Raw genomic sequence first — 26,037 nt, forward strand, 5'->3', positions numbered from 1 at the left:
AACCATGCAAAAGTACACCTACCTACTACTAACCGTCTTGTTGGCACTTGTCAATCGACCACAATTGATTGCACAAGAAGAGACGCCTTTTATAGCTTATGATGTTCCTACCCAGAACCTCGTCAAGTTCAATAGGTTCTTATTAAACCCCACGTTTTCGACCGTGAGGGAAGACAAGTCGTACATCAATTTATTTCACAGAAACCAATCGGTCTCTTTTAACGACAACAATCAGACCTATTTTTTAAGTTATAGTGGTAGGATCGGTGATCGTAGTGGTGTCGGTTTAAGTCTTTATACCCAGCGCGAGGGGTTGATCGACAACTTCGGTCTACTGGCCAACTATGCTTATGGTATAAAGTTAAGCGATAAAAGCAATTTCACTTTCGGTGGAAATTTCTCGTATTACAATAGTGGTTTCAACCAAGGTAGGGCCAACCCGATTGATGATGACCCAACCTTGAACGGTTTAGACAATAGTGCCCTTATTACCTTTCAACCTGGGTTTAATATTTCGTATGGCGCTTTTGACTTTGGTGTACTGGCCGATAACCTATTTGATTACAATCTTAAGACCAGTGAGTCTTTAACCGATTTCAATGAAAAGACCTTTACCGGTCATTTACAATATACCCATCAGTTTAAAAACTCTTCAGGTCTTCTAGAAAGTGCTCGACTGATGCCCTTGGCCAGGGTCAGGTCAGAACCTGAAAACAATTTTTCCCTTGGTGGAAGTTTGATTCTTGACGTTCCAAAATTGGGGTGGTTGCAAGCCGGGTATGATGACTTTTATGGCGCTGCTGCCGGTATCGGTTTTAACTTGAATAAACGTATCTCTCTGGGTTATACGGTAGAAAAGGGACTTTCCAACAATTTTGAGAATTTCGGTGTTAACCATGAAATCTCATTGGCCTATTCCTTTACACCAAACTTGACCGAAGATCGTGTCACCCTTGAAGACGATACTGATTTGGTCAGTAACGAAGAAAAGGATATTCCAATCGAAGAGCTTTCGCTGACTGAAAAAGACCTTAAAATCGCCGAACTCGAAGAGAAACTTGCTGAAAACAATAGCATTCTTGATGAGTTACTTTTTCGTCAAGATTCTATCGAAAAATCTAGGAAAGGTGATTTAGAGAGACGCTTTGCCACTGTCATGCGAATGGTCCGTAGGGAGACTAACGGCCAAAACCCTGAACTTGAACAACGTGCCAAGCAAATGTATTTTGCCAACCTCGATAGTATGGACATTATCAACAATCCGAAACAGGCACCATTGGCCAATACGGGTTTAACGAATACCACTGCATCCAAAAAGATTATCAAACTTAAAGATCAAGACCTTCTACCGACCCGCACCGCAAAAGAGGAAACCTTGGCGAACACCATTTCAACCAGTACAAGGGCATCTAAAAAAATCAACACTTTGAAAGATATGGACACCCCTGTGCAAGCTTCTTCCAAAGTAGTACAAACGGAACATGCCAAGAAAGATAAAATAACGAATGGTACAAAAAAGGTTTCGCGCTTTAAGTCTTTTAGTATACCCAACATCGACAGTGGGCATTACTTAATAGCCAATGTCTATAAGGGTAAAAAATACATGCAAAAATTCATCGATAAGCTGCAAGCCCAAGGTATTGAAGCTGATTATTTTACCAATCCAAAGAATGGTATGAATTACGTATACCTGAAAGATTTCCAAAACAAAAAAGACGCCATAAATGCCTACAAAACCGGACTCGACGGAACCTACAACGGAGACACTTGGGTAATGAAGGTGCAAGGCTCTTATGACCAAGATGCCTATGCATCGAACACCAATACCGATTCTCAGTATGGTGATGATACCTTACAGAAAAACGTTCAAGATACCACCACAAAGAACAATCGGGCATTGACCTATAAAACATATGATATCGACGGGTTGGGCTCTGGCTTTTACATTATCGCCAATGTGTTTGCAAAACCAGAAAACGCCAATCGCTTTGTAAAGCAACTAAATGCCAAGGGCCTTAATGCCAGTTATTTTATCAATCCAGAAAATAACTATCGGTATGTTTATTTGAAAAGGCACCAAGAATGGACCAACGCCTTGGTATCATATTACTCCAAACTAAATGACGCCTACAACGACCAGATTTGGATCATGCGCGTAAAGCCCCATCATATGGCATAGGTACTTTTCAAAGTGGCTAGGTCATTGCAGTTAAAACGGTTTGAAGGCCTTCTTCTTAAAGACCTTTGGCAACATCCTATAATTCAAATAGGTATTCGTTTTGAACGCTTAGAATTTAATGTTGCACTTTGTGCTATGGTTTACATTTCACCACGAGCACCTATTATGCCACTGCTCTTATAACCAGGTATTTGGCACAATCAAACTCCATCTAACCATTGTTTCACAACATAAACGGTACACACCACAACATTAAATTCTACACCTCCACAACTTGGGGCATCTTTGTTATTGCCTCGATGTATCAAAGGTTGAACCCCCTATGTGACCATTGATTTTGAGATGTAAGCCAAACTATACTGTGTTGTTCAAACCTACTGACCAAATGAAGTTACCTCTCGATATAAAAAGCATTTTTCTTGGTGTTTTTATACTTTTCTGTGCAGTTTTTCATTCCCATGCCCAAGAAGTCGTTCCCTTCACCCCACGTCTAGATGGGGATAATATTGAAATTAGGGGAGATATCATCTTTGTTGGAAACAATATCTTAAACCGGGCTTCTGAATCAAATCCTAGTGAGGCCAATACGCCATACAATGGCACGGCCAACAACAATTCGCTATGGATGGAGTATATTGATATTGATTCAGACCCATTGACCTTCAGTTCAAGTAGTGCAGAGCTTAATATTGCCGATCCCTCTTGTTCACAGGTTCGTTATGCGGGCCTATATTGGGCAGGTACCTACCCTAATGAACGCAGTACCAATGGTGGGGCACAATTCGACGGTACCCCAAGAATAGAGGAATGGAATGAAATCAAATTTAAAGTACCGGGCGGTAATTATGTTGACTTGGTCGCTGACAACGATCCCGATTTACCAGGGGAGGAAGATGCTATTATTTTCGACGGAATAAATCCATCTACGGGTAGTTTTTTTAAAGACGCCCCTGTAATCTGTTATAAGGAAGTTACTGATTTAATTCGGTCAAATGCCAATCCGAATGGGGAGTACACGGCAGCAAACATAAGGGCCACGCGAGGTAGAAGAAATGGCTCCAGTTCTGCTGGTTGGGTACTAGTGGTCATTTATGAAAACCCAAATGAATCCGGAAAATTTATCTCCACTTTTGATGGGTATGCCGGACTTTCTGGATCCGTGGGCAATGTGGATGTTGCGGTAAATGGGTTTAGGACCCTTCCCAATCCATTTCCCGTTAGGGCTAGGGTAGGTGTGGCGGCTCTTGAAGGTGATAGGGGCATCAATAACGATCGCTTTTTTATTAAGGCTAATTCGGTTGCCTCATTTTCTGAGTTGTCCACGACATTGAACCCCGACAACAACTTTTTCAACTCAACGATCACAACGGACGGGGCCCAAGTTCCGACGAGAACCCCCTTCGGCACGAATACCTTAGGTACTGACATCGATGTCTTTAACCTTGACAACCCCGTTAATTCGGTCATGCCGAATGACGAGACCGGAGCAACCCTGAGATTTACCTCGTCAGGGGATGGTTACGGTCCCTTTCTTACGGTCTTTACGGTAGAGATTATAGAACCCAACATCATTTTAGAAAAAAGGGTCGAAGATATTGCTGGTAATGATATTACTGGTGCTGGGGTCAACCTCGGTCAATATTTGGATTATGTGCTGTCTTTTCAAAATATTGGAAACGACGACGGAATAAATTACACCATTAGGGATGTACTGCCCATTAATGTGACCCTCGATGAGACCAATATGGTACTGCCCACAGGGGTTACCTACACTTACAATCCCGCAACTAGGGAGGTCGTGTTTACCATACCTGACAATTTAATAGAAGAAGACAGACCTACCTACACTATTAGAATGCGTGTGCGAGTGGCGGAAAACTGTTTTGATTTCATAGATGCCTGTACCGATTTAATAGAAAATTTAGCCTATTCGACATATCAAGGAGAGTTGAACAGCGCGGTCATTACCGATGATCCCAGTGTATCCGATTTTGACAATTGCGGATTCGTAACGCCCGGGGCCACCAACTTTTTGTTGGACGATCTTGAAAATTGTAACTACTCAAGGAGTGTTCAATTGTGTGGGGAAACCGTACTGTTGGATGCTGGGGACAATTTTGATTCTTATGTATGGTATCGCGATGAAAATGCCGATGGGCTTATCGATGCGGGTGATACCGTCATTACCGACGCTGACGCCGACAATGACCCAAGTACCATCGTCGTAGATGAAATAGGGGTATACTTAGTAGACAAAATGGTTGCTGACCCATGTAAGGGTTTTCAAGAGACCATAACGGTGACCTTATTCGGTGCTACACAAAGCAACCCCATTACGGCATTGATCAATGACCCTTCAAATACCGTTGATGGTGAAATCGTAGTTTGTCCAAACGATGGTGACGAATTACCACAGATCTTTTTATGCGGTCAAAATGATACCGAGCTTATTCAAATAAATATTCCCGATGCCGATAGTATCGAATGGGAGCAGTTGGATGAAGCAAGCTGTACTGCTGCAACGGCCGATTGTGCCAATAAAAACAATACCTGTACTTGGAATACCGTAGCTACGGGAGGTGATTTTCTAGCCTCTGGCCCAGGTCAGTTTCGCCTTGTGATCAATTATCAAAATGGATGTTTTAGCCGATTCTATTTTAATGTGTTCCAGAACACCTTAGACCTTCAATACACCACTCGGGACATTGTTTGTAATACTCCGGGAAATATTACCATTAATAATTTAGGTGCTGGGTATGGGTACCGTTTATTCGATGTAGCAAACAACAACGTTCTCGTTGATTTCGCCGCTGGTGAAGGGCCTAGTTTTGATATTTCAAACAATGGCGTATACCGTATTGATGTTACCCAACTTGATATTAATGGAGATCCTATCGCAGGGGCATGTATATTCAGCACCGAAGAAGAGGGTATTTTAGATAGGGACCTGACCACCGATATTACCATTACCCCTTCAACCTGTAACACCCAGGGTTCCATTCAGGTGGCAGCACTAAATGTTTTTCCCAATTATTCGTATGAATTGCGTTTAGACGACGGTACCCCACCGCCTACTCCACCCACCAATGATCCTTATCAAGGATTGCACCCCGGTGGTACGTTGGTGGATGATGAGACCGCACAATTGGACAACACCCATGTTTTCAATGTAAACGAAGGGGATTATTTTGTCATTACCAGAACCGATGATGGCTGTATTGATGTACAAAATGTAACGGTGTCAAGAACACCGGACCCTACTTTGGCAGCGTTGACTACAGCGGACATTGGTTGTAACGATGGGGAAATCACCCTAACAGCTGCCAACGGCAATCCATCAAGCTATTTTTATGCCATATGGAGTATTGATGGCACCGACCTATACCCCGACCCATCATCGATTCCATCAAGTGCTTTTGAAACTTCAAATGTATTTACCTTCACCTCTGGTGAGGCCGGTGATTACGAGTTTATAGTGGTAGATGCCAATAACTGTATTGGTTTTTCAAATATTGAGACCATTGACGAAAACGGGGTGTTGTCCATTGATTCCATAACCGAGACCCAACCTTCATGCAGTGGTGATGCTGATGGTGAAATCACCATAAACATTTCAGGCGGTATTGCGCCTTTTCAATTCAGTATCGACAATGGTGCCACCTACGTACCTACGGAAACCTTTGTCGGCTTGACTGCCGGTTCTTATGATATTCGTGTTCTTGATAATTCGGGGTGCGATGTAACCTTGCCTTTTGTTTTGGACGAGCCCTTTCCTTTAAGTGCCTCTGCTGGGGTTTCAAGGGATGTTACCTGTGATCCGAGTGGTGGGGCGGAGGTTCGCATCACGAACGTTGTTGGGGGAACCGCACCTTATGAATATAGCTTTGATGGCGGGGCTACTTGGGGCACTAGTTCAGTTGGTATGTTGCTTCCGGGCGATTATACGGTTTTTGTCAGGGATGCCTCTTGTTCTTTTGCCATGAACGTAACCGTCGAAGACCTGCCTATGCCGCCAGACGTGGCCTTGACCCCCGAGGTAAGTTATAACTGTGATGGAACGGGAACCATAACCGCAACACCGAGCATTAGTGGCTATGATTATCGTTATGAACTCGATGGTGTACCCAATTCACCAGATCCCACGAGTAATGTCTTTACCGATGTTGCACCGGGAACCTATACCGTGACCACATATTACGCTTCACAGATCCCACCTTCACCTAGCTTGCTTTTAAGTGAGGACTTTGGCGTTGGAAACGGTACCATACCAAGTCCGGATACTCGGGGTTATGCCTACGAAGACCAGACGACGAGTACTGCTGGTGGTGGAGATACCAATAATCGTATCAACGATTTTCAGTATAGTGTTACCAACCGTATTGTTGCCCCTTTTGGCGCATGGATAAGCCCCAATGACCATACGGACCCTTCAGATACAGATGGTCGATTTTTGGTTATCAATGTGGGCACTCCAAGTCCGGGTCAAATTATTTATACCAAACCGATCAATGATGTCATACCAAACCGCCCCTTGCGGATTTCCTTATACATTTTCAATCTGGTCGTATCTACCAGTACCATATTAGACCCCGACTTGACCATTGAAATCGTAGATCCAGGAGGCACGGTCATCGAATCAATTCGAACAGGGGATATCGCAAAGAACACAGGCCCTGACGATTGGGTGCTTTTTACTACAGACCTTAATCCGGGTGCCAATACCAACCTAGACTTTGTCATACGAACCGAAAAAGTAGGTAACAATGGCAACGATCTAGCATTAGACGATATTGAGATCTTCCAAATCCCTGAAGTTTGTGAATTATCCGTAGATACACCGGTCACTGTCCAGCCTGGCCGTGTATTTGCCAGTTCCTTACTGAATACCACAAATATCTCATGTAATGGTCTAAGTGATGGTACCATTACCTTTGAAGTAGAGAATTTTGATGCTACCGCAGGTTTCGAATACTCCGAAGATGGGGGAACTACATGGATAAATTCGACGACATCACCGGTAACCACAAATGCTGTTTTCGCAGCGGGCAGTCAAACCGTCCTTATTCGAAAAGCAGATGAAACCACCTGTACTACCTCGGTGACGGCCACGCTATCAGAACCTTCTCCCGTAACCGCCACAGCCAGCATTACGACGGCGCTCACCTGTACCAATACTGCCACAATAACCGCCGATGCCTCTGGTGGCACGCCCACATATGACTATCAATTGGAAGATGGTAGTGGTGTGGTAATAGGTGCATTCGACTTTTTAAATAACGGCAACAATCGTGTCTTCTCGGGTTTGAGCGACGGTACTTATGTGGTTCGTGTGCGGGATTCCAATGGTTGTGAAGATACAATAGATACCCCTTTGATCATTGCGCCCATGAACCCTGTCGCCTTCAGTGTTACCCCGACAGTTTGTTATGCCGGTGGGAACACGGCCAGTATTCAAGTGGACGTGACCAATGGAAATGGGGGGTACCAGTTTAGGATAAATGCCGGGCCATGGTTGACACCAACGCCAACAACGGCTACCTCATATACGTTTAACGCATTGGCAAGTGGCACATATGATATTGATGTTAGAGATCAATCTGGCTGTCCGGTTACACTGGCAACCCAAACGGTTACCATTGATCCAGAATTAACTGTTTCCGCTACCGCGCCCAATATATCGGTCTGCGATACGGATACCGATATTACCATAACGGCCAATGGTGGTGATGGAAATTATGTGTATTCCGTTGTGCCGAGTGGAAATACCCCAACGGATTCAAGTTTTAACACCACAAACCCTGTTTCCGGTTTTGCACCAGGAAGCTATGATGTTTACGTCAGGGATAACGCAGGAGATACCGTTTCCGGTTATTGTGAGCAATTCCATACCATCGTGGTCAGCCAAGATGCAGTGCTCGCCTTTACACCAACCCCAACCGATGTAAGTTGTTTCGGGGGTTCAGATGGTGCCATCGCAATCACAGGGGTCTCTGGTGGAAACGCGCCTTATACCTACAGCATTGACAACGGGGGCACCTATGTTACCGGAAATAACTTTCCAAACTTGGTGACCGGAACTTATCAAGTACGTGTTCGCGATGCGAATTTATGTGAGTCAGCTGCCCAAAGCGTGCTTGTAGACCAACCTAATGAAATTATTGCGGAAGCGACACAGACCCAAGATTACACTTGTGCCCAATTGGGTGAAATAACCGTTGGAAGTGTCACGCCTACAACAGGCGGTTCAGGCAATTATCAATATAGCATAAATGGCGGCACATGGACCGCAAGTACAACTGGCGGACATGTGTTTACTAATCTAAGCGACGGAACCTATTCTATCAGGGTAAGGGATGCCAACGCGACAGGTTGCGAAATCACATTGCCAGATGTAATCATCGTTCCGCTTCCCACACCGCCAACTGTTGCCTATACCGTTGATTATAATTGTGATGGAACCGGTGAAGTAACCATTACACCTTTTGATGCATCTTATACTTATATTTTAGATGGGGTGCTACCTGGTCAGACCGGGGCCTCCGCCAATATCTTTAACAACGTAGCTGTTGGCATACACACCCTAAGGGTAACCTATAGTCCCGATTGCCATGTGGATACCACCGTCATTGTTGAAGATGGTTTCGCTTTTGAAGCTTCTATTAGGGCATTTGAAAATTTAGATTGCTTCGGAGATGGTTCGGGTACAATTACCATTGATGCCGACAACTATGGTGCAGGAGGTTACGAATACAGCCTAAATGGCGGGGCGTTTATTGGTCCTTTTAGTACACCTGAACAAATCACGGGTCTTAACGCACAAACGCACACCATTGTGGTGAGGGATGTCGATAACCCGATTGCTGGTTGTACCGAAAACCTAAGTCAAATATTGGTTGAGCCAAGTGCATTGGATGCAAGGGCCGTACTGGCCCAAAATATAACCTGTGATAATGTTGGGGCGACTATCGATGCTAGCACAACGGTTGGGGGAACACCAACGTATGAATATCAGCTCGAAATCAATGACGGGCCCATTGCAGGACCTTTTAACATCACTTCTATCGTTACCCCTTACCAAACCGGTGATACTTTTACAGGTCTACCGGCCAACAATACTGGGGAAAGTTATGTCGTTCGTGTACGTGACAGTAATGGCTGTATCGATGCTATTGATGCCGCCATAGTGGTCACTGACCCAAATACCATTGTTTTTGATTTGACTCCCACGGCTTGCTACTCGGGCAATAATGATGGTTCCATTGTGGTAAATGTTACCGATGGCAATGGAAACTATCAGTTTCGGTTAAATGGTGGCCCATGGATAACCCCATCCCCCATAAACGCTACAACATACACTTTTAGTGGTCTTTCCAACGGAAGTTATGATGTTGAGGTTAGGGATCAGTTTGGTTGCCCTGTTGGCTCCAACCTACAGACCACTGTTTTAAATCCGAACTTGAATGCAACAGTCGCCATAGACCATATTAGTTCATGTAATAACGGTCGTATAACGGTTACCGCAACTGGCGGGGACGGTGATTATCGATATGCCTTTATGCCTACCGGAAACATACCTGTTTTCGGTGATTTTGTGGCTTCAAACTTTTTGGATATTACAAGCGGCAATGATGGTGCTTATGATGTCTATGTTCGAGACAATTTTGCGGTCGCCCCCGATGCTTGTAACTATATGGAAACCGTAACGGTGAATCCGGCGGTAACATTGGCCTATACCCCTACCCCAACAGACCCTGAATGTCATGACGGTACCGGTTCCATTTCCATAGCAATCGCTACTGGTGACAACCCATACACCATAGAAATCATTGATTTGGACAATGGGGGGGCTTCTGACCAGACCCTTACCAACGTCGTTGGGAATTCGCAAGACTTTTTAAACCTGATGCCCGGTGACTATACCATTATTGTCACGGATGCCAATGGTTGCCCAAACACCCAGACCCCTGTAACGATTACTAACCCAGATGAGTTAACGGCAACCGTTCAAGGTGTTGTTCCAGGAAATTGTACTGGAAATGTTAATGATTTCGGCATTGAGTTTTTGGCATACCCAACGACCTTGGGTACCATAGAATTTAGTGCCGATGGTGGTCTTACCTGGCCAGGGGATAGTTCCAACCCTGGAACAACCGATCAAATAACAGGATTCAATCCAGGGGATACGGTCAATCCTTCCATGAGAACGATAGACGGCTTTGGAAATACGGTTTGCCAAACGGACTTTCCTCCGTTTATAGTGCCTTATCCGTTAGACAATCTGAACATCGATATCAATGCTATTGTCATTGATTGTAATGAACTACAGGTAACCGTACAGGGAACAGCTGGTCTCTCCCCGTACGAATATACCTATACGGACAATCCCGCCGGTTTTGATCCTACTTCCGCGACATGGACCGCCCCGACTCCAGGAAATCATGTTTTTACCGGTCTTATTCCAGGTAGAACCTATGTCTTTTATGTGAGGGATGCCTCTGGGCCTCCACAGTGTGTGCGACAAAGTATCGTCAATGTGAACACGCTCGCACCACCCCCTGTTCAAATTACTGCCGATGTGACCCCAACATGTGCCGGGTTGACCAACGGTCAAATTACCTATACCGTAACGGAAACCAATATAGGAGAGCTTGGTGGAACCTTCGATTGGGACTTTTACCGATTGGATGATGTGGCTCCTTTTGGGCCTCCCGTATTAATAACCTCTGGAACGGAAACCGGTTTTACCTCAGGTGATTCCTTTGTGGTTCCGACCCCTGCCAGTTTGGGCACAGGGGAATATTTTGTAGAAATTAGGGGAGCGGCACCCAACAACTGTGTTATCGGTAGTGAAAATGTATATCTAGACGAGTTGGATCCCATAACATTCACCCCTAATGTCATTCGTCAGATTACCTGTGCAAATCCCGGGCTAATCGAAATTGACAACCCGATGGGTGGCGGTGGAACGTATACCTACACCTTAAGCAGCACCAATTTTATTGCGGATATTACAACAACGGACAACCCGATTGAAGTACCCATTTCAAATTTAATGGATGCCACAGCAACACCATTCGATATTCTTGTAGAAATTGCAGATCAGTTTGCTTGTCCGGTAACGACATTACCATCACACACGGTCAGCATAACGATATCGCAAAACCCAACGGCAACCGTAGCAACCACTAATTGTACGACGCCTTTTGGTATTACCGTTTCGGCTTCTGGAGGCACTGCACCGTATTTGTATTCCATTGACGGAGGTGTAACCTATGTAAATAATGGGGGTACTTTCAACAATGTAGCCGTTGGTACCTATGCGATTTCCATCATTGATGCCAATGGTTGTACTGATACCGATACCGCGGAAATATATCCTTCGTTACAAGCAACTGCCACACCAACCAAGTTATTGGACTGTACGGCTTCACCGAATGCAGAAATAACGATAGCTGCCACAGATGGCTCTGGTTCATATGATTACGAAATTACAGGTCCGGTAAATCAAACCAGGACAGCCCTCCCTTCCCCAGCAAATTCCATTGTTTGGGATTTGGCCTCGGTTGCCGGAACCTATACTGTTCAGGTATACGATAACAATAGGGCCAGCTGCCCCCCTAGAACCTTTACTGTTGAGGTTCCTGCAAGAATCGACCCGGTAATAGATGCCATTAGTAATACTGACATCACCTGTATTGGGGATAATGACGGAACGATTACCGTATCGGCAGTAAATAACGGTGTTTCACCTTATACCTTTGAAATAACATCATTCGATGGCACCGCGGTTAGCATTTCACCGACCAGCTCAACACCTACTTCGGCGACCTTTACAGGTTTGGCCCCAACTTCGGGCGCAGGATATATTGTTACCGTTACCGGTGAGCCTACCACCAATGGATGTAGTGTAAACAGTGCTGCAGTAATCATCAATGAACCTGCTGCCATTGCCGTAACCATGGCCCCAACAGTGGAATTTAACTGTACGACAGCCAATAATTCGAATAACGCCGTTATTTCGGTACAATCAATAGCTGGGGGCTCAGGTAACTACGTGCGTTACCATTTCTATACCACTGACGATCCTTTAACCGCACCCATTGAACCCGATCTAACCGTACAAGATGGTTCTAACGATTCATATACCGAAACCAATATGGCTGGCGGATATTATGCCATTGAGGTCTATGACGACAATGGTTGTTTGGGCGTTGCAAATACCCGAATAAATCCGTTTGACGAACTTTTATCGGCTACCATAACCGTAGATCAGGAAATTTCGTGTATTGCAGGCGAAAATATTACTATCAATGCCTTTGGTTCCATAACGGATACCAGTACACCAGCAGGTCTCGCCAACTATGAGTTCAGGCTGCTTCCTGCGGGGATATTCGACCCCTCAAACACCTTCACGAACCTGCCTGTGGGAACCCATGATTTTGAGGTAAGGAACGTAAATACGAACTGTATCATTACGGTTTCACATACGGTGAACGAGCCCAACAATTTTGATATCATTGCGACTACGACGGATGTCGTTTGTGATGGTACGGATGGCACGGTTACATTTACCATTAATGACCCTATTAACCCATACACCGGTGGGTTTGATTATCAAGTTTTTGAACAGCTAACCAATAACCCACAAACAGGGGTGTTAAACCATCCTAATCCCGGACCTACGCCAGTAGTTAACCTTGCGGCAGGGGACTATTATGTGGTTATTACCCAAAATGGTCATCCGTTTTGTTCAAACCCCGAGAACTTCAGTATTGCTGGGCCAAACGGACCGATTACAGGCAATACCCAAGTGGAACAGGTGACCTGTGCCCTGAACAATGGTGTCATAGAAATCATAAATGCCCAAGGAGGATGGGGCGGCTATGAATACTTTGTTGCGCTTGCAAGTGATCCAGCCCCGACGACGACAAGTTTTGTTGGTAGTCCGAGATTTACCGGGCTATCTGGAGCACCTGCCCCCTTAGGTCTTGATTATCAGGTTTGGATCAAAGACCAAAATGATTGTATGCAGCGTTTACCGGATGTCAATTTACAAGACCCTGAACCGATTACCGCGGGTATTCAGGTCAACCAAGGAAACTGTACCGACTTTTCAGGTGAAATAGAAGTAACCGGTGTAACCGGTGGTCAAGGCAGTAACTATACCTTTCAATTGTTACTTAACGGAAGTCTGTTTGGAGTACCTCAAAACACGCCTGTTTTCAGTAATCTTGGTGCCGGTTCGTATGAAGTGCAGATTAGAGATCAGTGGTCTTGTGCGGCCACGACGACCGCTGTTACCCTTTATGATGTTATTGCACCGACCGCTTCCATCACAAAAACCATAGACTGTGTCTCTGGCGGTACGATTACCATTACGCAAACAGGAGGTTCAGGCACATTTGATTATGAGGTAAGGTACCCCGGTACATTGCCTACAGATCCGGCAGACGATACGCTATTAACATCCGCCTCCGCTACATTTACCAACCTAACCTTGGTTGGGGATTATGTTTTCACCATAACCGATACGGCAACAGGGCATACCTGTAGCACAACAATTAGCCAACGACTTGAAGATGCCGTCTTGCCCAACCTTGGCATTGACAGTTTCACGAATGTTACGTGCAATGGGGCCAATGATGGAGCTATCAGTGTAAATGCAAATCCGGATAACGGTATTGGCCCGTATGGTTTTGAGATCATTCTAATAGATGGTTCTGCCGCAAGTATTGCGCCAACAAGCAATACTGCTACAACCGCAACCTTTGATAGCCTGTCAGCAACTATTGGTGGAACAACCTATACCATTAGGGTCACGGCGGCCAATGGTTGTACCGAAGATATTACCCAAACAATCACACAACCAGAGCCCATAACAAATGTAACGGCCAATGTGGTACAATTTGGTTGTATTACCGGAAACAACACGGACAATGCAAGCATATCCATCGATGTTGGGGCCATTTTAGGTGGTTCTGGCAACTACACCCGTTTCGATTTTATAAATACGATGACCTCATCCACTGTGCAGAGTGGTTCCAATCCCGTTTACGTTGAAACCAATTATACTGGAGGCAATTATGACATTTATGCCTATGATGATATGGGATGTCGAAATGCAGTTGCAACCAATGTTACGATTGATCCTTTTGTGGAAATAACCAACCCCACAGTCGTCGATTTGATTGCATTGACCTGTAACCCAGGCGGGGATGCCCAGATTCAGGTTGGGGTGACCGTAAATCCAGCAATAGCGACACCAAATTTGGAATATGTGATCAACGGTATCAATGTTGTCTACAGCGATACGAATGCCACGGGACTATTTACGGGTCTTTCAGCAGGCAATTATAGTATTGCAATTACCAATCTAGATACGGGATGCATACTTAATACCGTACATACCATCGAAGAGCCTGAGCAGATGCAGGTCATGGCTACAAAGCTTACGGATGAAGAATGTCTGAACAATGGTGTTGATGATGGAAGCTTTGATATCACGGTTTCCAATTATACGGGGAACTTTAGTTATCAGGTTTACGACATCATGAACAACCCCGTTGCCGGTCAATCTGGAACGGGAAATACAGCTACCACATTACCACCTATTACAGGTCTTCCTGGAGGGGTATACTATGTTACGGTTACACAAACACAAGCTCCTTTCTGTGTGGAAAATTCCAATGCAATCACGATAATTGCACCAGATGCACCAATTACTGCCGTTATTAGTGAAGAGGCAAGTGTAAGTTGTACGAACGATCAAGGACGCCTATTGATTTCAGCCAATGGGGGTGAAGGACCGTATACCATTGTCTTGAACAATACGACTACTGGACAAGTCTATACCCAGAACAATAGTTCAGCCCATATCTTTACCGATTTATCTGCCGGGGATTTTGCCATTACCATTACCGATGCCTTCGGTTGTGTATTCAACGATGTCATAACACTAGTTCGGCCCGATGCTATTATGGCTACCATTTCAGCGGGTACTTTGGTGTGTTTTGGAGACGCCAATGGTTCGGTAACGGCTACGGTTGCAGCGAGAAATGTTGCAGCGGTATATGAATATCGATTAAACAACTATTCCGATTTGGCGGGCAGTGCCGCGCCACAGACCTCTGCACCACAAGCCATGGCAACATTCGATAATCTTTTAGCTGGGTTTTATAGTATTACCATTACAGATGACTTTGGGTGTTCATTTGAAACACCTATAATGGCGATTACCAATCCTTCTGAGGTTTCAGCACAATTGTTACGTGTTGCGCCTTTGACCTGTACTACACAGGCCCAGTTGGAATTGACCGCTTCTGGTGGAACCGGACCATACATGTACAGTGAGGATGGTGTGAATTTCTTCCCCATGAATGGAACTAATGGGCCAAATACCCATCTGTTCACGACTATTGATGCCGGTAGTTATCGCTATTATGTGCGGGACGCCTTCAATTGTGCTTCCATCGTTTCAAATGAGATTACGGAAGACCCCATTGCGCCTTTGACTTTGGCCATGAACACCGCTGCTGCCTTTATTAACTGTACCAGTGAAAGTACGGCAGCCATTTTTGCGCAGGCTGGCGGCGGAATGGGCAACTATCAATATGAGTTATTTACCGATAGTACTTTGAATATCGGTTCACGCATAGCCGGCCCGCAACCAACGGGGGAATTTAGAAATCTGCCACAAGGGGAGTATTATGTTAGTGTTACCAGTAATGATTGCACGGTATCTGCTGAATACGTTCAAATTGTGGAACCCATGCCGTTAACATACACGGAGACCGTTACCAATGTAACTTGTGCAGGTGAGACCAATGGAAGCATATCGGTAACACTTTCAGGAGGAGCTGGTGGTTATCAATATGCCATTTCACCAAACCTTGACCAATTTGATGTTGAAAACACTTTCACCGACTTGGCCGCGGGTGATTACACCGTGATTGCCCAAGATCAAAACGGTTGTTTTGAAGTTCTGGAATATACGATAACCATACCCGACCCAATTGATGTCACGACCGTAACGGTTCTCGATGAAGTTTGTGCGGGTAGTGGGGATGGCGCTTTCGAAATCAACATCACCGGAGGAACGGCACCGTATCGAACCAGTTTAAATTCCAATAATGACACGGACTTTGTTCAAGATCAACTTCAGTTCACTGGGCTAGCCGCGGGCACATACGTTGTCTTCGTTAAAGATGCCCAAGATTGTGAGGAAAACATCATTGTTGAGATTGATCCCGGCGTAAACCTCAATGCATCGGTGACACCTGTTTATGTGTGTAATGGCGTAGTGCCTGACAACAGTCTATTGGTGACCTTTGAAGATGAAACCGTTTTGGATGATGTGTTGTACGCCATGGATTCGACGGATCCTTCAAGCATGCGACTTACGTCAGACTTTACCAATCTTACCCCAGGTACACACACGCTGACCATAGCACATGCCAATGGGTGTATGAATACCATTGATTTTGATATCGAGGATTTTGAACCTTTGACCTTGGTTCTTGAACAGAACAACATCAATGAAATAACTGCTGTAGCCGGCGGTGGATTGGAAGACTATACCTTCTTCTTTGACGATGTTGACAATGGTGCGGATAACACGTTCTTTATCAATAGAACCGATACCTACACGGTACGCTTGATAGATCAAAACGGATGTAGCGTTTCTGCCGAAATTTTTATGGAGTTCATAGATATTGAAATTCCCAATTTCTTTACCCCTGATGGTGATGGCACGAACGATACGTGGTCACCACAAAATTTAGAAGCGTTCCCAAATGTACTAACTATCATCTTTGATCGTTATGGTAGAGAGCTCTATAGAATGGAAATAAACGATACGCCCTGGAATGGAACGTATCAAAACAATGATTTACCAACAGGCGACTATTGGTATGTCATTAAACTAAGAGGCGAAAATGACGACCGTGAATTTGTTGGTCACTTTACCCTCTATCGATGATAAACCTTAACCTATAGAGTTATGAAAAAGACCCAAATCATACTGCTATGCTCGCTTTTTACCTTTGTCGTAAAAGGCCAAGAACTTACGATACCCCAATTGTCGCAATACATTGCCGACAACCCTTTTTTAATGTCGCCCACCTATGCGGGTGTCGGTGACCACATTAAGGTGCGTTTAAACGGACTTACGCAATGGGTGGGTATAGAAGATGCCCCAGACACACAAACCGTCGCTGCAGACGCCCGTATTGGTGATAGATCGGGTATCGGTATGCTCATGTACAATGACAGTAATGGGAATACCCGACAACGGGGCGCAAGGGTGTCTTTTGCACACCACTTGACCTTAGATCGTTATGAAGACGAGTTTTTGTCTTTTGGAATCTCTTATAACTTTAACCAATTTCGCATTGATGTTGAAAACTTTAGGGATGAAAATGGACAAATACCAACTGATGATCGCTCTACGGTAAACCACAATTTCGATTTGGGCGTACTATACCGTTACGATAAATTTTACCTCAGCTTGAATGCATCGAACATCCTACCCAAAAACCTAGAACAATTCAACCCGACATTCGAACCGAATACCCTTAGAAATTACTATGCCTATGTTGGTTACAGCTTTCTTAAAAATAAGAATAGCAGAATAGAATTTGAGCCTTCGGTGTTTTTTCAATGGTTCGAAAATGATGGTCGTTCGGTAACGGATGTCAATGCAAAATTTAGATTTCACGATTTCGAGGATTATTATTACCTAGGGCTTACCTATCGTTTCTTGAACGATCAATTGGGATCGCCACTTTACGTTGCACCTATAGCAGGTCTTAAAAAGAACAACTTCTACTTTGGATATTCTTATCAGGTAATCACCAATGAAATTCTTGGTTATAGCTCTGGTACGCACGTGTTGACAGTAGGTCTTGATTTATTTCAAGGCATCAGCAATTGTCGTTGTACCTACTAAGAATTCCCTTTCTTTAGGTTAGTTTTGTCCTTTATTCTATGAAAAATGGGCAAAATCAAATTAAACAACATTAGGGTACATGCTTGGCATGGCTGCTTGAAGGAAGAAAGTATCATTGGTAGTGACTATAGGGTCGATTTAGAGGTTAGTAGTGATCTTTCAAAACCAGCGGATAGTGATGCATTAAGTGACACTATCGACTACGTGCATTTGAACAATATCGTTAAAGAGGAAATGAACATAAAATCAAAGCTTTTGGAACACGTCGCCAAAAGGATTTTAGACCGGGCATTTTTAGAAATTCCCTTGATACATAGCGCCGAGGTTTCCGTTTCAAAAATAAACCCGCCAATTGGTGGGGATGTTGAAAGTGTATCGGTAATACTTAGCCGCCAACAATAGCCTCCGTCTATTTTGGAAACAAGAAATTAGTGTGCTACATTTGCACACGCTTATGGCATCGTGGCCGAGTGGCTAGGCACAGCTCTGCAAAAGCTTGTACAGCGGTTCGAATCCGCTCGATGCCTCAAAACCTTCCCCAATTGGGAGGGTTTTTATTTTTTTGAAAGAAGGGATAGACAGCGGTTCCCCCGAAGCCTCGGGGCGCTCGATGCCTCAAAACCTTCCCCAATTGGGAGGGTTTTTATTTTTTTGAAAGAAGGGATAGACAGCGGTTCCCCCGAAGCCTCGGGGCGCTCGATGCCTCAAAACCTTCCCCAAAATGGGAGGGTTTTTGTTTTTTTGGAAGAAGGGGGAGTGACAGCGGTTCTCCCTCGGTGCACTCGATAACTCCAAAAAAACTGGTTTTATTGCCGGTTTTTTTGTTCATTAATCCGCTCGATACCCTTCTTAATATCGAATTTATCTTTAGGAAGAAAACCTTTGGTAATCAAAACCAGGCCGCATATCACCAAAACCACACCCAGCCCTTTCTTAATCAATCCTATCCTTTTTTTGGTCAACTTTTTACGAAGCTGCTTGGCGGCTATTATCTTAAATACATCGGTCATAAAATAGGTAGCTAACATGGTAGTGAAAAAAACAAGTATCCTATTGGGTTCATTATCCAAACTGGGGCCTACTATAATTAGAATACCCAACCAAAATACCAAAACACCGATATTAATGAAATTCAACAGAAAGCCTTTGACCAATAAACCCAAATAAGTGGCTTTCTTTGCTTTTATCCCTTCTTTTTTACCCTCTTTTTTTACGAAAATTACAATTCCATAGACCAAAATGATCATCCCACCGAAAACATATAGTCCGGGCTGGTTGCTTAAGTTTTCCAATAATTGAAAACTACTGAAATAGGCTATCAATAAAAACAGGATATCGGCGAAGATCACACCAATGTCAAAAGTGAGTCCGGCCCTAAACCCCTTTGTCGCACTTGTCTCTAAAAGAACGAAGAAAACAGGACCGACCATGAAGCTTAATAAAAAGCCCAGTGGAATCGCAGCCTGTACATCTTCAATCATCCCTTATTCTACACGTTCGATTTTACCTCCGAAAACTGTTTTTTCATCCATTTTTTCAGGATCACCATAAACCCTTACCAAACCTCCGGCTTTCACGTCGGCCTTTACATATTTTGTGGCATATAGTTCTGCCGTACCTCCGGCATTCACCGAAATTGTGGCAAACTTGCTTTTAAAGCCATTACCTAAATAAGCTCCGCCGGTATTAATGACGATATCTTGATTATCGGTAAAGCCCGTGGTGGTGATCTTTCCGCCGGTTATCGCTTTGATCAATAATTGTTCGGTCTGGCAATTCAATTCCAATTCACCGCTTTCTTGGGCCTTTAGTTCCAATATATCTTGTTCAAAGGTGCTTTCTGATGTAATACGTGCATCTTCATTGACATCGATGATCTTGAGTTCTTCCGTAAAATATAAATCGATAAAAGTGCGATAACCACTAAAAATCTTATCGATTTGCATCCGAATCTTAAGTTTACCGTTTTTGTTGACAATGGCTACTTTTCTCGTATTCGCCCCAGTGATAACGGCTTTATTTGTATTTGACTCAATGAGGTTTATTGATATCCCATCAAATCCCTTCACTTCGGTAAATGGTTGAAGTTCTTGTGTTATTTCCCCATCTTGGGCACTTGTGGTTTGAAACAAAAAAAACCACATCAATATGACATATAGTTTGTTCATCATTTTCAGTTTTTGATTGATTGTCAACTATATAAACAAATTTTATTCCAAAAAAGTATCATTCCCTTTTACCTATTAACGAAAAATCAAGATGCCTTTTGACCAAATCGGTATTTTTTACCATTACCACCACCTCGTCTCCCAACTGGTATACTTTTTTAAAGCGTTCCCCGACAATGGCATATTGCTTTTCATCAAAATTATAGTAATCATCTTTAATATCACGAATACGCACCATACCTTCACATTTGTTCGCTATGATTTCAACATAGATACCCCATTCGGTGACCCCGGAAATTACCCCGATAAATTCTTCATTACTATGGTCTTGCATAAATTTGATCTGCATATACTTAATGGAATCACGTTCTGCACTTGATGCCAAGACCTCCATATTCGATGCATGTTTACATTTTTCTTCGTAAACTTCTTCCTTGACGGATTTTCCCTTGTCTAAATAGTGTTGCAATAACCGGTGTACCATCACATCTGGATATCTTCTAATCGGCGATGTGAAATGACTGTAATACTCAAATGCGAGTCCATAATGTCCGATATTATCCGTAGTATAAATGGCCTTACTCATACTACGTATCGTAAGGGTATCAACTAGATTCTGTTCTTTTTTACCTTTTACATTCTCTAACAGTTGGTTCAATGAGGTACTAATGCTCTTTTTATCCTTAAGGTTAACATTATGACCGAATTTGGATATGACCCCGTTCAAGGCCATTAATTTTTCTTCGTCAGGTTCATCATGAACACGATATATGAATGTTTTCTTTGGTTTTTGTGCGCCAATGAATTCAGCTACTTTCCTATTCGCCAAAAGCATAAATTCCTCAATCAGCTTATTGGCATCCTTCGCCTCTTTAAAGTAAACCCCCTCGGGTTCATTCTTTGCATCCAAACGAAAACGAACCTCTACTTTATCAAAGGAAATCGCACCGGAATCCATACGTTTCTTCCGCATTATTTTTGCCAAACGATCCAACGTTATCGTGGCATTGACAATAGCATCGGAAACGGTATATGCACCATTTCGAATCGAGACTTCCTTTGGAATCTTACCTGCTTTGGTCTCAATGATATGCTGGGCTTCTTCATAGGCAAATCTTTCATTAGAATTGATAACGGTTCTACCAAACCACTGATTTCTTATCACAGCATTCTTATCCAATTCGAAAATTGCCGAAAACGTATACTTTTCTTCATTCGGTCTCAGTGAACAGGCATTATTGGACAATACCTCTGGCAACATGGGTACTACCCGGTCTACCAAATACACTGAGGTTGCCCTGTTAAAGGCCTCTTCATCTAAAAGGGTATCGGGCAACACATAATGTGAAACATCGGCAATATGGATTCCTATTTCATAATTACCATTTTCCAACGGTACAAAAGATAGGGCATCATCAAAATCCTTGGCATCTTTTGGATCGATCGTAAACGTCAATATCTCCCTCATATCACGACGTTTGTTGATTTCCCCTGCTTTTATTGTGGTATCCAACGTATTGGCGTACTGTTCAACATCATATGGAAATTCATAGGGTAAGCCATATTCAGCGAGAATGGAATGTATTTCAGTATGGTGTTCCCCAGGTTTGCCCAAAACCTCGGTTATCTTTCCATAAGGTGAATCAGCATCTTTTGGCCAATCACCTAATTCCACCAAGACTTTATCCCCGTCTTGAGCATCTTTTATATTATCGATGGCCACAAAAATATCCGTATACATTTTAGCATCCGTAGGTCTTACAAAAGCAAAGGTCTTTTTCTTTTCAAGAATACCCACATAGCTTGATTTTTTGCGTTCTACGATATCGACCACGGTTCCCTCAGGTCGTTTTCCTTTTCGCTTCGCTGCTACCGACAATTTGACGGTATCACCGTGGAATGCTTTATTCAGTTTATGGTTTGGAACGAAAATATCATCTTCAAGATCTTCAATAATAATATAGGCATTACCATTGGTAGTGAGATCTACGCGCCCGGTATACGACTTCTCTAAAGAAGCCATTTTTTGGAATTTACCCCGTTCAACCTCACGAATACGCTCCTTCTGTTTCAATTGTCCCAATCTGCGTATGAGTTCATTTCGATCTTGGGCTTCGGTTATACCAAGTTTAGATGCAATTTGCTTATAGTTAAAGCTTTTACCGGGTTCCTTTTCCAGTACTTCAAAAATGCCCTTTGTAATCTCGTTCTTTCGTTGACTTCTAGCCCTCTTTTTCTTTTTTGACATTTAAAACATTTGTTTGTTTGAAAAGTACAAATTAAAATCTGTACAAAAATGTCAACCTTATTAACATTATAAATAATTCATTTTTCTTTTTTTAAAATTTAAAATAAATATGGTGCTTATTATTGCTTGTTGATTACCGGAATAAAAAAAGCCATCTTTTGTTGCTTAGGTTACTTTAAAAAATTTATTGACAATGAATTGACTTCAAAGGAATTTACAAATCAGTTAGTTGCGGCACTTATCAGTATTTGTTGATAAATGGAATCAACAAGTTTTTTTGATAACTAAATGTCATTTTAATGTTAACTATAAGGTAAATGATATTGATATCCTTTGGTTAAAAATTGATGGAATGACTAACCGATATTGAAGAAAAGGAAGTAATGCTAAAAAAAATCAAAACAACAAATTTTCTTCATTAGTATTTTTCCGCTGGCTATCAACAAATACACCTATTTTTTAATAACTTGATTTAAAGGAAGGTATGTTTTTTAAATTCTATTTATGAACAGCGTGAAAATAAAAGTGTCTTACCTTTGCGCCAACCTATCTCAATAGAAATATCATGAAAATAGCAATTGGAAATGATCACGCAGGCACGGAGTATAAGCTTGCTATAGTTGGGTTTTTAAAATCAAAGGAAATCACCGTGGTTAATTACGGTACCAATGGAACGGATAGTGTGGATTATCCTGATTTTGTGCATCCGGTAGCCAATGATGTCGCCCAAGGTAATGTCGATTATGGAATTGTGGTCTGTGGTAGTGGTAATGGGGCGAATATGACCATTAACAAACATCAGTTGATACGAGGGGCGTTGTGTTGGACAAAGGAAATCACGGCTTTGGCACGAGCACATAATGATGCGAATATTCTAAGCTTACCAGCCCGATTCATTGCCCTGCCACAAGCATTGGAAATGGTGGATACCTTTTTGAATACTTCATTTGAGGGCGGACGCCATGAAAGACGTATAGAGAAGATACCATGCTCTTAATCGGTTTAAATTTAGGTCGTTTTCCATTGAAAGGGCTTGTATAACCATTATTATTTAAAATGTAGCATTGGTGTATTTGGTTTTAATACCATTTATGAATTTGTTGATATAATAATGTGTACCAATTTTATGGCAATAATAATACTCAAGCAGAATTTTAAGAAGGGGATAACAGATATAATTGTACGAGATCAATAAATGGAGGTAAGCATTAAACACTTCGATGAGTTGACGACTTCTGAACTGTATGCCATCTTGCGGTTACGAAGTGAGGTTTTTGTGGTGGAACAAAACTGTGTTTATCAAGATATTGATGCAAAAGATCAAAAAGCGATACACATTATTGGCTCGAAGAAAGGGGAGGTGGTCGCTTATACTAGGATATTCAAAGCGGGGGATTATTTCAAGAACACGGCTATAGGAAGGGTAGTTGTCAAGAAGAGTGAAAGAGAATATGGATATGGAAGAACCATTATGGAAGCAAGCCTAGATTACATTTCTAAGACACTTCAAGAAAAGGGGATAGAATTATCCGCCCAGACTTATTTACTTCGGTTTTATAGTGATTTAGGTTTTAAGAAAACAGGGAAAGAATATCTAGAAGATGGCATTCCGCATATTCGGATGTTCAAATCAAACGCCTAGCGATCTTTTTTTCAATCAGCCAGTCAAGTTTCAATATTAAGTTTAAGGGTTGTTCTGCTTTGTTGTTTTTGGAATGGTATAAATAACCCTGTGTTTTTGGATGGAGGCCTTCTAGCTCCATTTTACCATGCCCATTTAGTGATCTGTAATTTTGGAATTTTTTGGCGTTAAACCCAAAATCCAAAAGCATACCAATCAACTTCTGTCGGTTGACTAAAGTGACCTTGCAAGAAGAGAACTCCCCTTCATCTTCAAATAGGGCCGTTACCAATGCATAAAAATCCGTTCTTTTCTTTGTATCGAACAACCATCCTATTTTTTCTTTATCCCTTTTTAAATATGAAAGTTCAAACGCAAATGTGGGCAGGTCTTCATTCAGATAATCCAATTGGGCCTTTTCGTCTATATGGTAGGTATGTCCTGAAACTTTATGGATAAAGTTGACATCTACACCTATTAATTGCTGCTTGATATTTGAAATGCGTTCGAAATGATAATTCTTTAGAAATTTTGAATAAATGGCATCAACAAATTCAGAAAGCCGCTGTTCTTTTCTTAAATCGCTCTTGAAAGTGCTTTTCTTCAACTTTCTTCGATTTGCCTCAGTAATGCCCGCCCTGTTTTTTCTACAATACCGACCACTAGGGCATTACCCATAAAAAAAGCCCTTTTTGTATTCGATATGCCATCAAGTTTGGTATGATCGTCGGGGAACATATTGAGGCGTTCCAATTCAATAGGGGTAAGCCTTCGAAGACCTTTCGGAGTGCTTACCACATGTTTAAATCGGGATGGGGATTTGCCGCCCTCACCGGTAATTATGGTTCTTGAAGGTTTTTCGTGTGCATCTGGAAAGACCATGCTGCCTTCAGAATAATTATATTGAAAACCTTGTTTTGTGGTTCTGACCTCTTTTTTACCGCCTTTTAGATACTCCCATTTAGGTAGGTCTTTGGTGGGAATATAGAAATCTTCGGGTACTTCGCCATTTTGTAGGATATCTGATAAAATAATACGTTCACCCCCATATTCGGGATTGCTCTTCAACGTGGTTACGGTTCCATTTATACAGAGACCCGTATTCTCGAAGGGTGCGTTGTTTTGATTTTTGTTGAACGTCTCTGAAATCTTCAACAGATCCTTGTCCAATTCAAATGATGTTAGGTTCTGGATGGTTTCAGAAACCGGAAAAGCCGAAGCGAAAACACCTTTTTTCAAAACCCAGTCTTTAGGTGATTCGCTTTGTATTTTTTGAAAACTATTCGTTTGGTGGTGATAGGCAATAAAGAAGATACGTCGTCTTCGCTGTGGCATTCCGTAATCCGCGGCATTGATGACCCGCCATTCAACAGCATAACCCAGACTGTTCAAAGTATTAAGCATAATGGCAAAGTCGCGCCCTCGTTGCGTAACCGGTGATTTCAACAAACGATCTACGTTCTCTAGGATAAGATACTTGGGTTTATTGGTTTTTTCTTTGAGAATACGATGTATAGACCACCAAAGCACCCCTTTCTTTCCGATAAGCCCTTTTGAGTTTTTCAGCGTAGTAGCCACGGAATAGTCTTGACAGGGGAATCCGCCTACTAAGACATCGTGGTCTGGTATTTGCGCGGTCGGTACCTGTTGAATGTCTCGATTGCTATGTTGGTCAGCACCAAATCGAGCCTCATAGACCTTAGAGGCATGTTGGGTTTTTGTCGAAGGCTCCCATTGATTACTCCATATTACCTTAAAACCATTTGTTTTTTCCAAGCCTAAACGAAACCCCCCTACACCGGCAAAAAGTTCACAGACCCTTAATTTTGTCATGATTTAAAAGTAGTGAATTACGTTAGTACCAAACAAAAAAAT

At 42.8% G+C, this 26,037-nt stretch carries 11 protein-coding genes and 1 tRNA gene; 7 read left to right on the forward strand and 5 right to left on the reverse strand.

The genetic code is table 11. The features are described from left to right. Nucleotides 1–4: 4 nt before the first annotated feature. The 5 genes from AACM45_RS16355 to AACM45_RS16375 all read left to right on the forward strand — a co-directional run bounded on the left by AACM45_RS16355 (nucleotide 5) and on the right by AACM45_RS16375 (nucleotide 18,652). Nucleotides 5–2,179 carry a PorP/SprF family type IX secretion system membrane protein gene (locus AACM45_RS16355; protein WP_339144074.1) on the forward strand — a complete coding sequence of 725 codons (2,175 nt, stop codon included), beginning with the start codon at nucleotides 5–7 and terminating at the stop codon, nucleotides 2,177–2,179. A 385-nt stretch (nucleotides 2,180–2,564) separates the two neighbouring features. Further along, entirely contained in the window at nucleotides 2,565–17,156 is a 14,592-nt protein-coding gene (locus AACM45_RS16360) for a T9SS type B sorting domain-containing protein (RefSeq protein WP_339144075.1), read from the forward strand. Nucleotides 17,157–17,177: 21 nt separating this feature from the next. Continuing rightward, nucleotides 17,178–18,125 (forward strand): PorP/SprF family type IX secretion system membrane protein, encoded by a 948-nt coding sequence (locus AACM45_RS16365; RefSeq protein ID WP_339144076.1) that lies wholly within the window; start codon nucleotides 17,178–17,180, stop codon nucleotides 18,123–18,125. Between the two features lie 45 nt (nucleotides 18,126–18,170). Then, nucleotides 18,171–18,527: a dihydroneopterin aldolase gene (gene folB, locus AACM45_RS16370; RefSeq protein ID WP_339144077.1), complete on the forward strand. Its 357-nt coding sequence runs from the start codon at nucleotides 18,171–18,173 to the stop codon at nucleotides 18,525–18,527. 54 nt (nucleotides 18,528–18,581) lie between these two features. Further along, nucleotides 18,582–18,652 (forward strand) — tRNA-Cys (locus AACM45_RS16375). A gap of 279 nt (nucleotides 18,653–18,931) precedes the next feature. Here the strand turns inward: AACM45_RS16375 and AACM45_RS16380 are convergent. The 3 genes from AACM45_RS16380 to rnr are packed head-to-tail and all read right to left on the reverse strand — an operon-like array spanning nucleotide 18,932 to nucleotide 22,541. Further along, complete coding sequence (locus tag AACM45_RS16380) at nucleotides 18,932–19,606, reverse strand: LysE family translocator (protein WP_339144079.1); 675 nt, start codon at nucleotides 19,604–19,606, stop codon at nucleotides 18,932–18,934. Between the two features lie 3 nt (nucleotides 19,607–19,609). Further along, nucleotides 19,610–20,296 carry a head GIN domain-containing protein gene (locus tag AACM45_RS16385; RefSeq protein WP_339144080.1) on the reverse strand — a complete coding sequence of 229 codons (687 nt, stop codon included), beginning with the start codon at nucleotides 20,294–20,296 and terminating at the stop codon, nucleotides 19,610–19,612. A gap of 55 nt (nucleotides 20,297–20,351) precedes the next feature. Then, nucleotides 20,352–22,541, reverse strand: coding sequence for a ribonuclease R (gene rnr, locus AACM45_RS16390; RefSeq protein WP_339144082.1), 2,190 nt, complete (start codon nucleotides 22,539–22,541; stop codon nucleotides 20,352–20,354). A 565-nt stretch (nucleotides 22,542–23,106) separates the two neighbouring features. Between rnr and AACM45_RS16395 the strand changes: the two genes are divergently transcribed. Then, on the forward strand, nucleotides 23,107–23,538 hold the full coding sequence (locus tag AACM45_RS16395; protein ID WP_339144084.1) for an RpiB/LacA/LacB family sugar-phosphate isomerase: 432 nt from the start codon (nucleotides 23,107–23,109) through the stop codon (nucleotides 23,536–23,538). A gap of 198 nt (nucleotides 23,539–23,736) precedes the next feature. Then, on the forward strand, nucleotides 23,737–24,183 hold the full coding sequence (locus AACM45_RS16400) for a GNAT family N-acetyltransferase (RefSeq protein WP_339144086.1): 447 nt from the start codon (nucleotides 23,737–23,739) through the stop codon (nucleotides 24,181–24,183). On the opposite strand, the gene AACM45_RS16405 is transcribed toward AACM45_RS16400, so the two are convergent. Further along, on the reverse strand, nucleotides 24,167–24,769 hold the full coding sequence (locus tag AACM45_RS16405; RefSeq protein WP_339144087.1) for a hypothetical protein: 603 nt from the start codon (nucleotides 24,767–24,769) through the stop codon (nucleotides 24,167–24,169). The genes AACM45_RS16400 and AACM45_RS16405 overlap by 17 nt on opposite strands. Next, nucleotides 24,766–25,995, reverse strand: coding sequence for a DNA cytosine methyltransferase (locus AACM45_RS16410; RefSeq protein WP_339144089.1), 1,230 nt, complete (start codon nucleotides 25,993–25,995; stop codon nucleotides 24,766–24,768). Before AACM45_RS16410 ends, AACM45_RS16405 begins: the two co-directional genes overlap by 4 nt. Nucleotides 25,996–26,037 lie beyond the last annotated feature (42 nt).

This window comes from Croceitalea sp. MTPC5 (assembly GCF_036985505.1).
GTDB lineage: Bacteria > Bacteroidota > Bacteroidia > Flavobacteriales > Flavobacteriaceae > Croceitalea.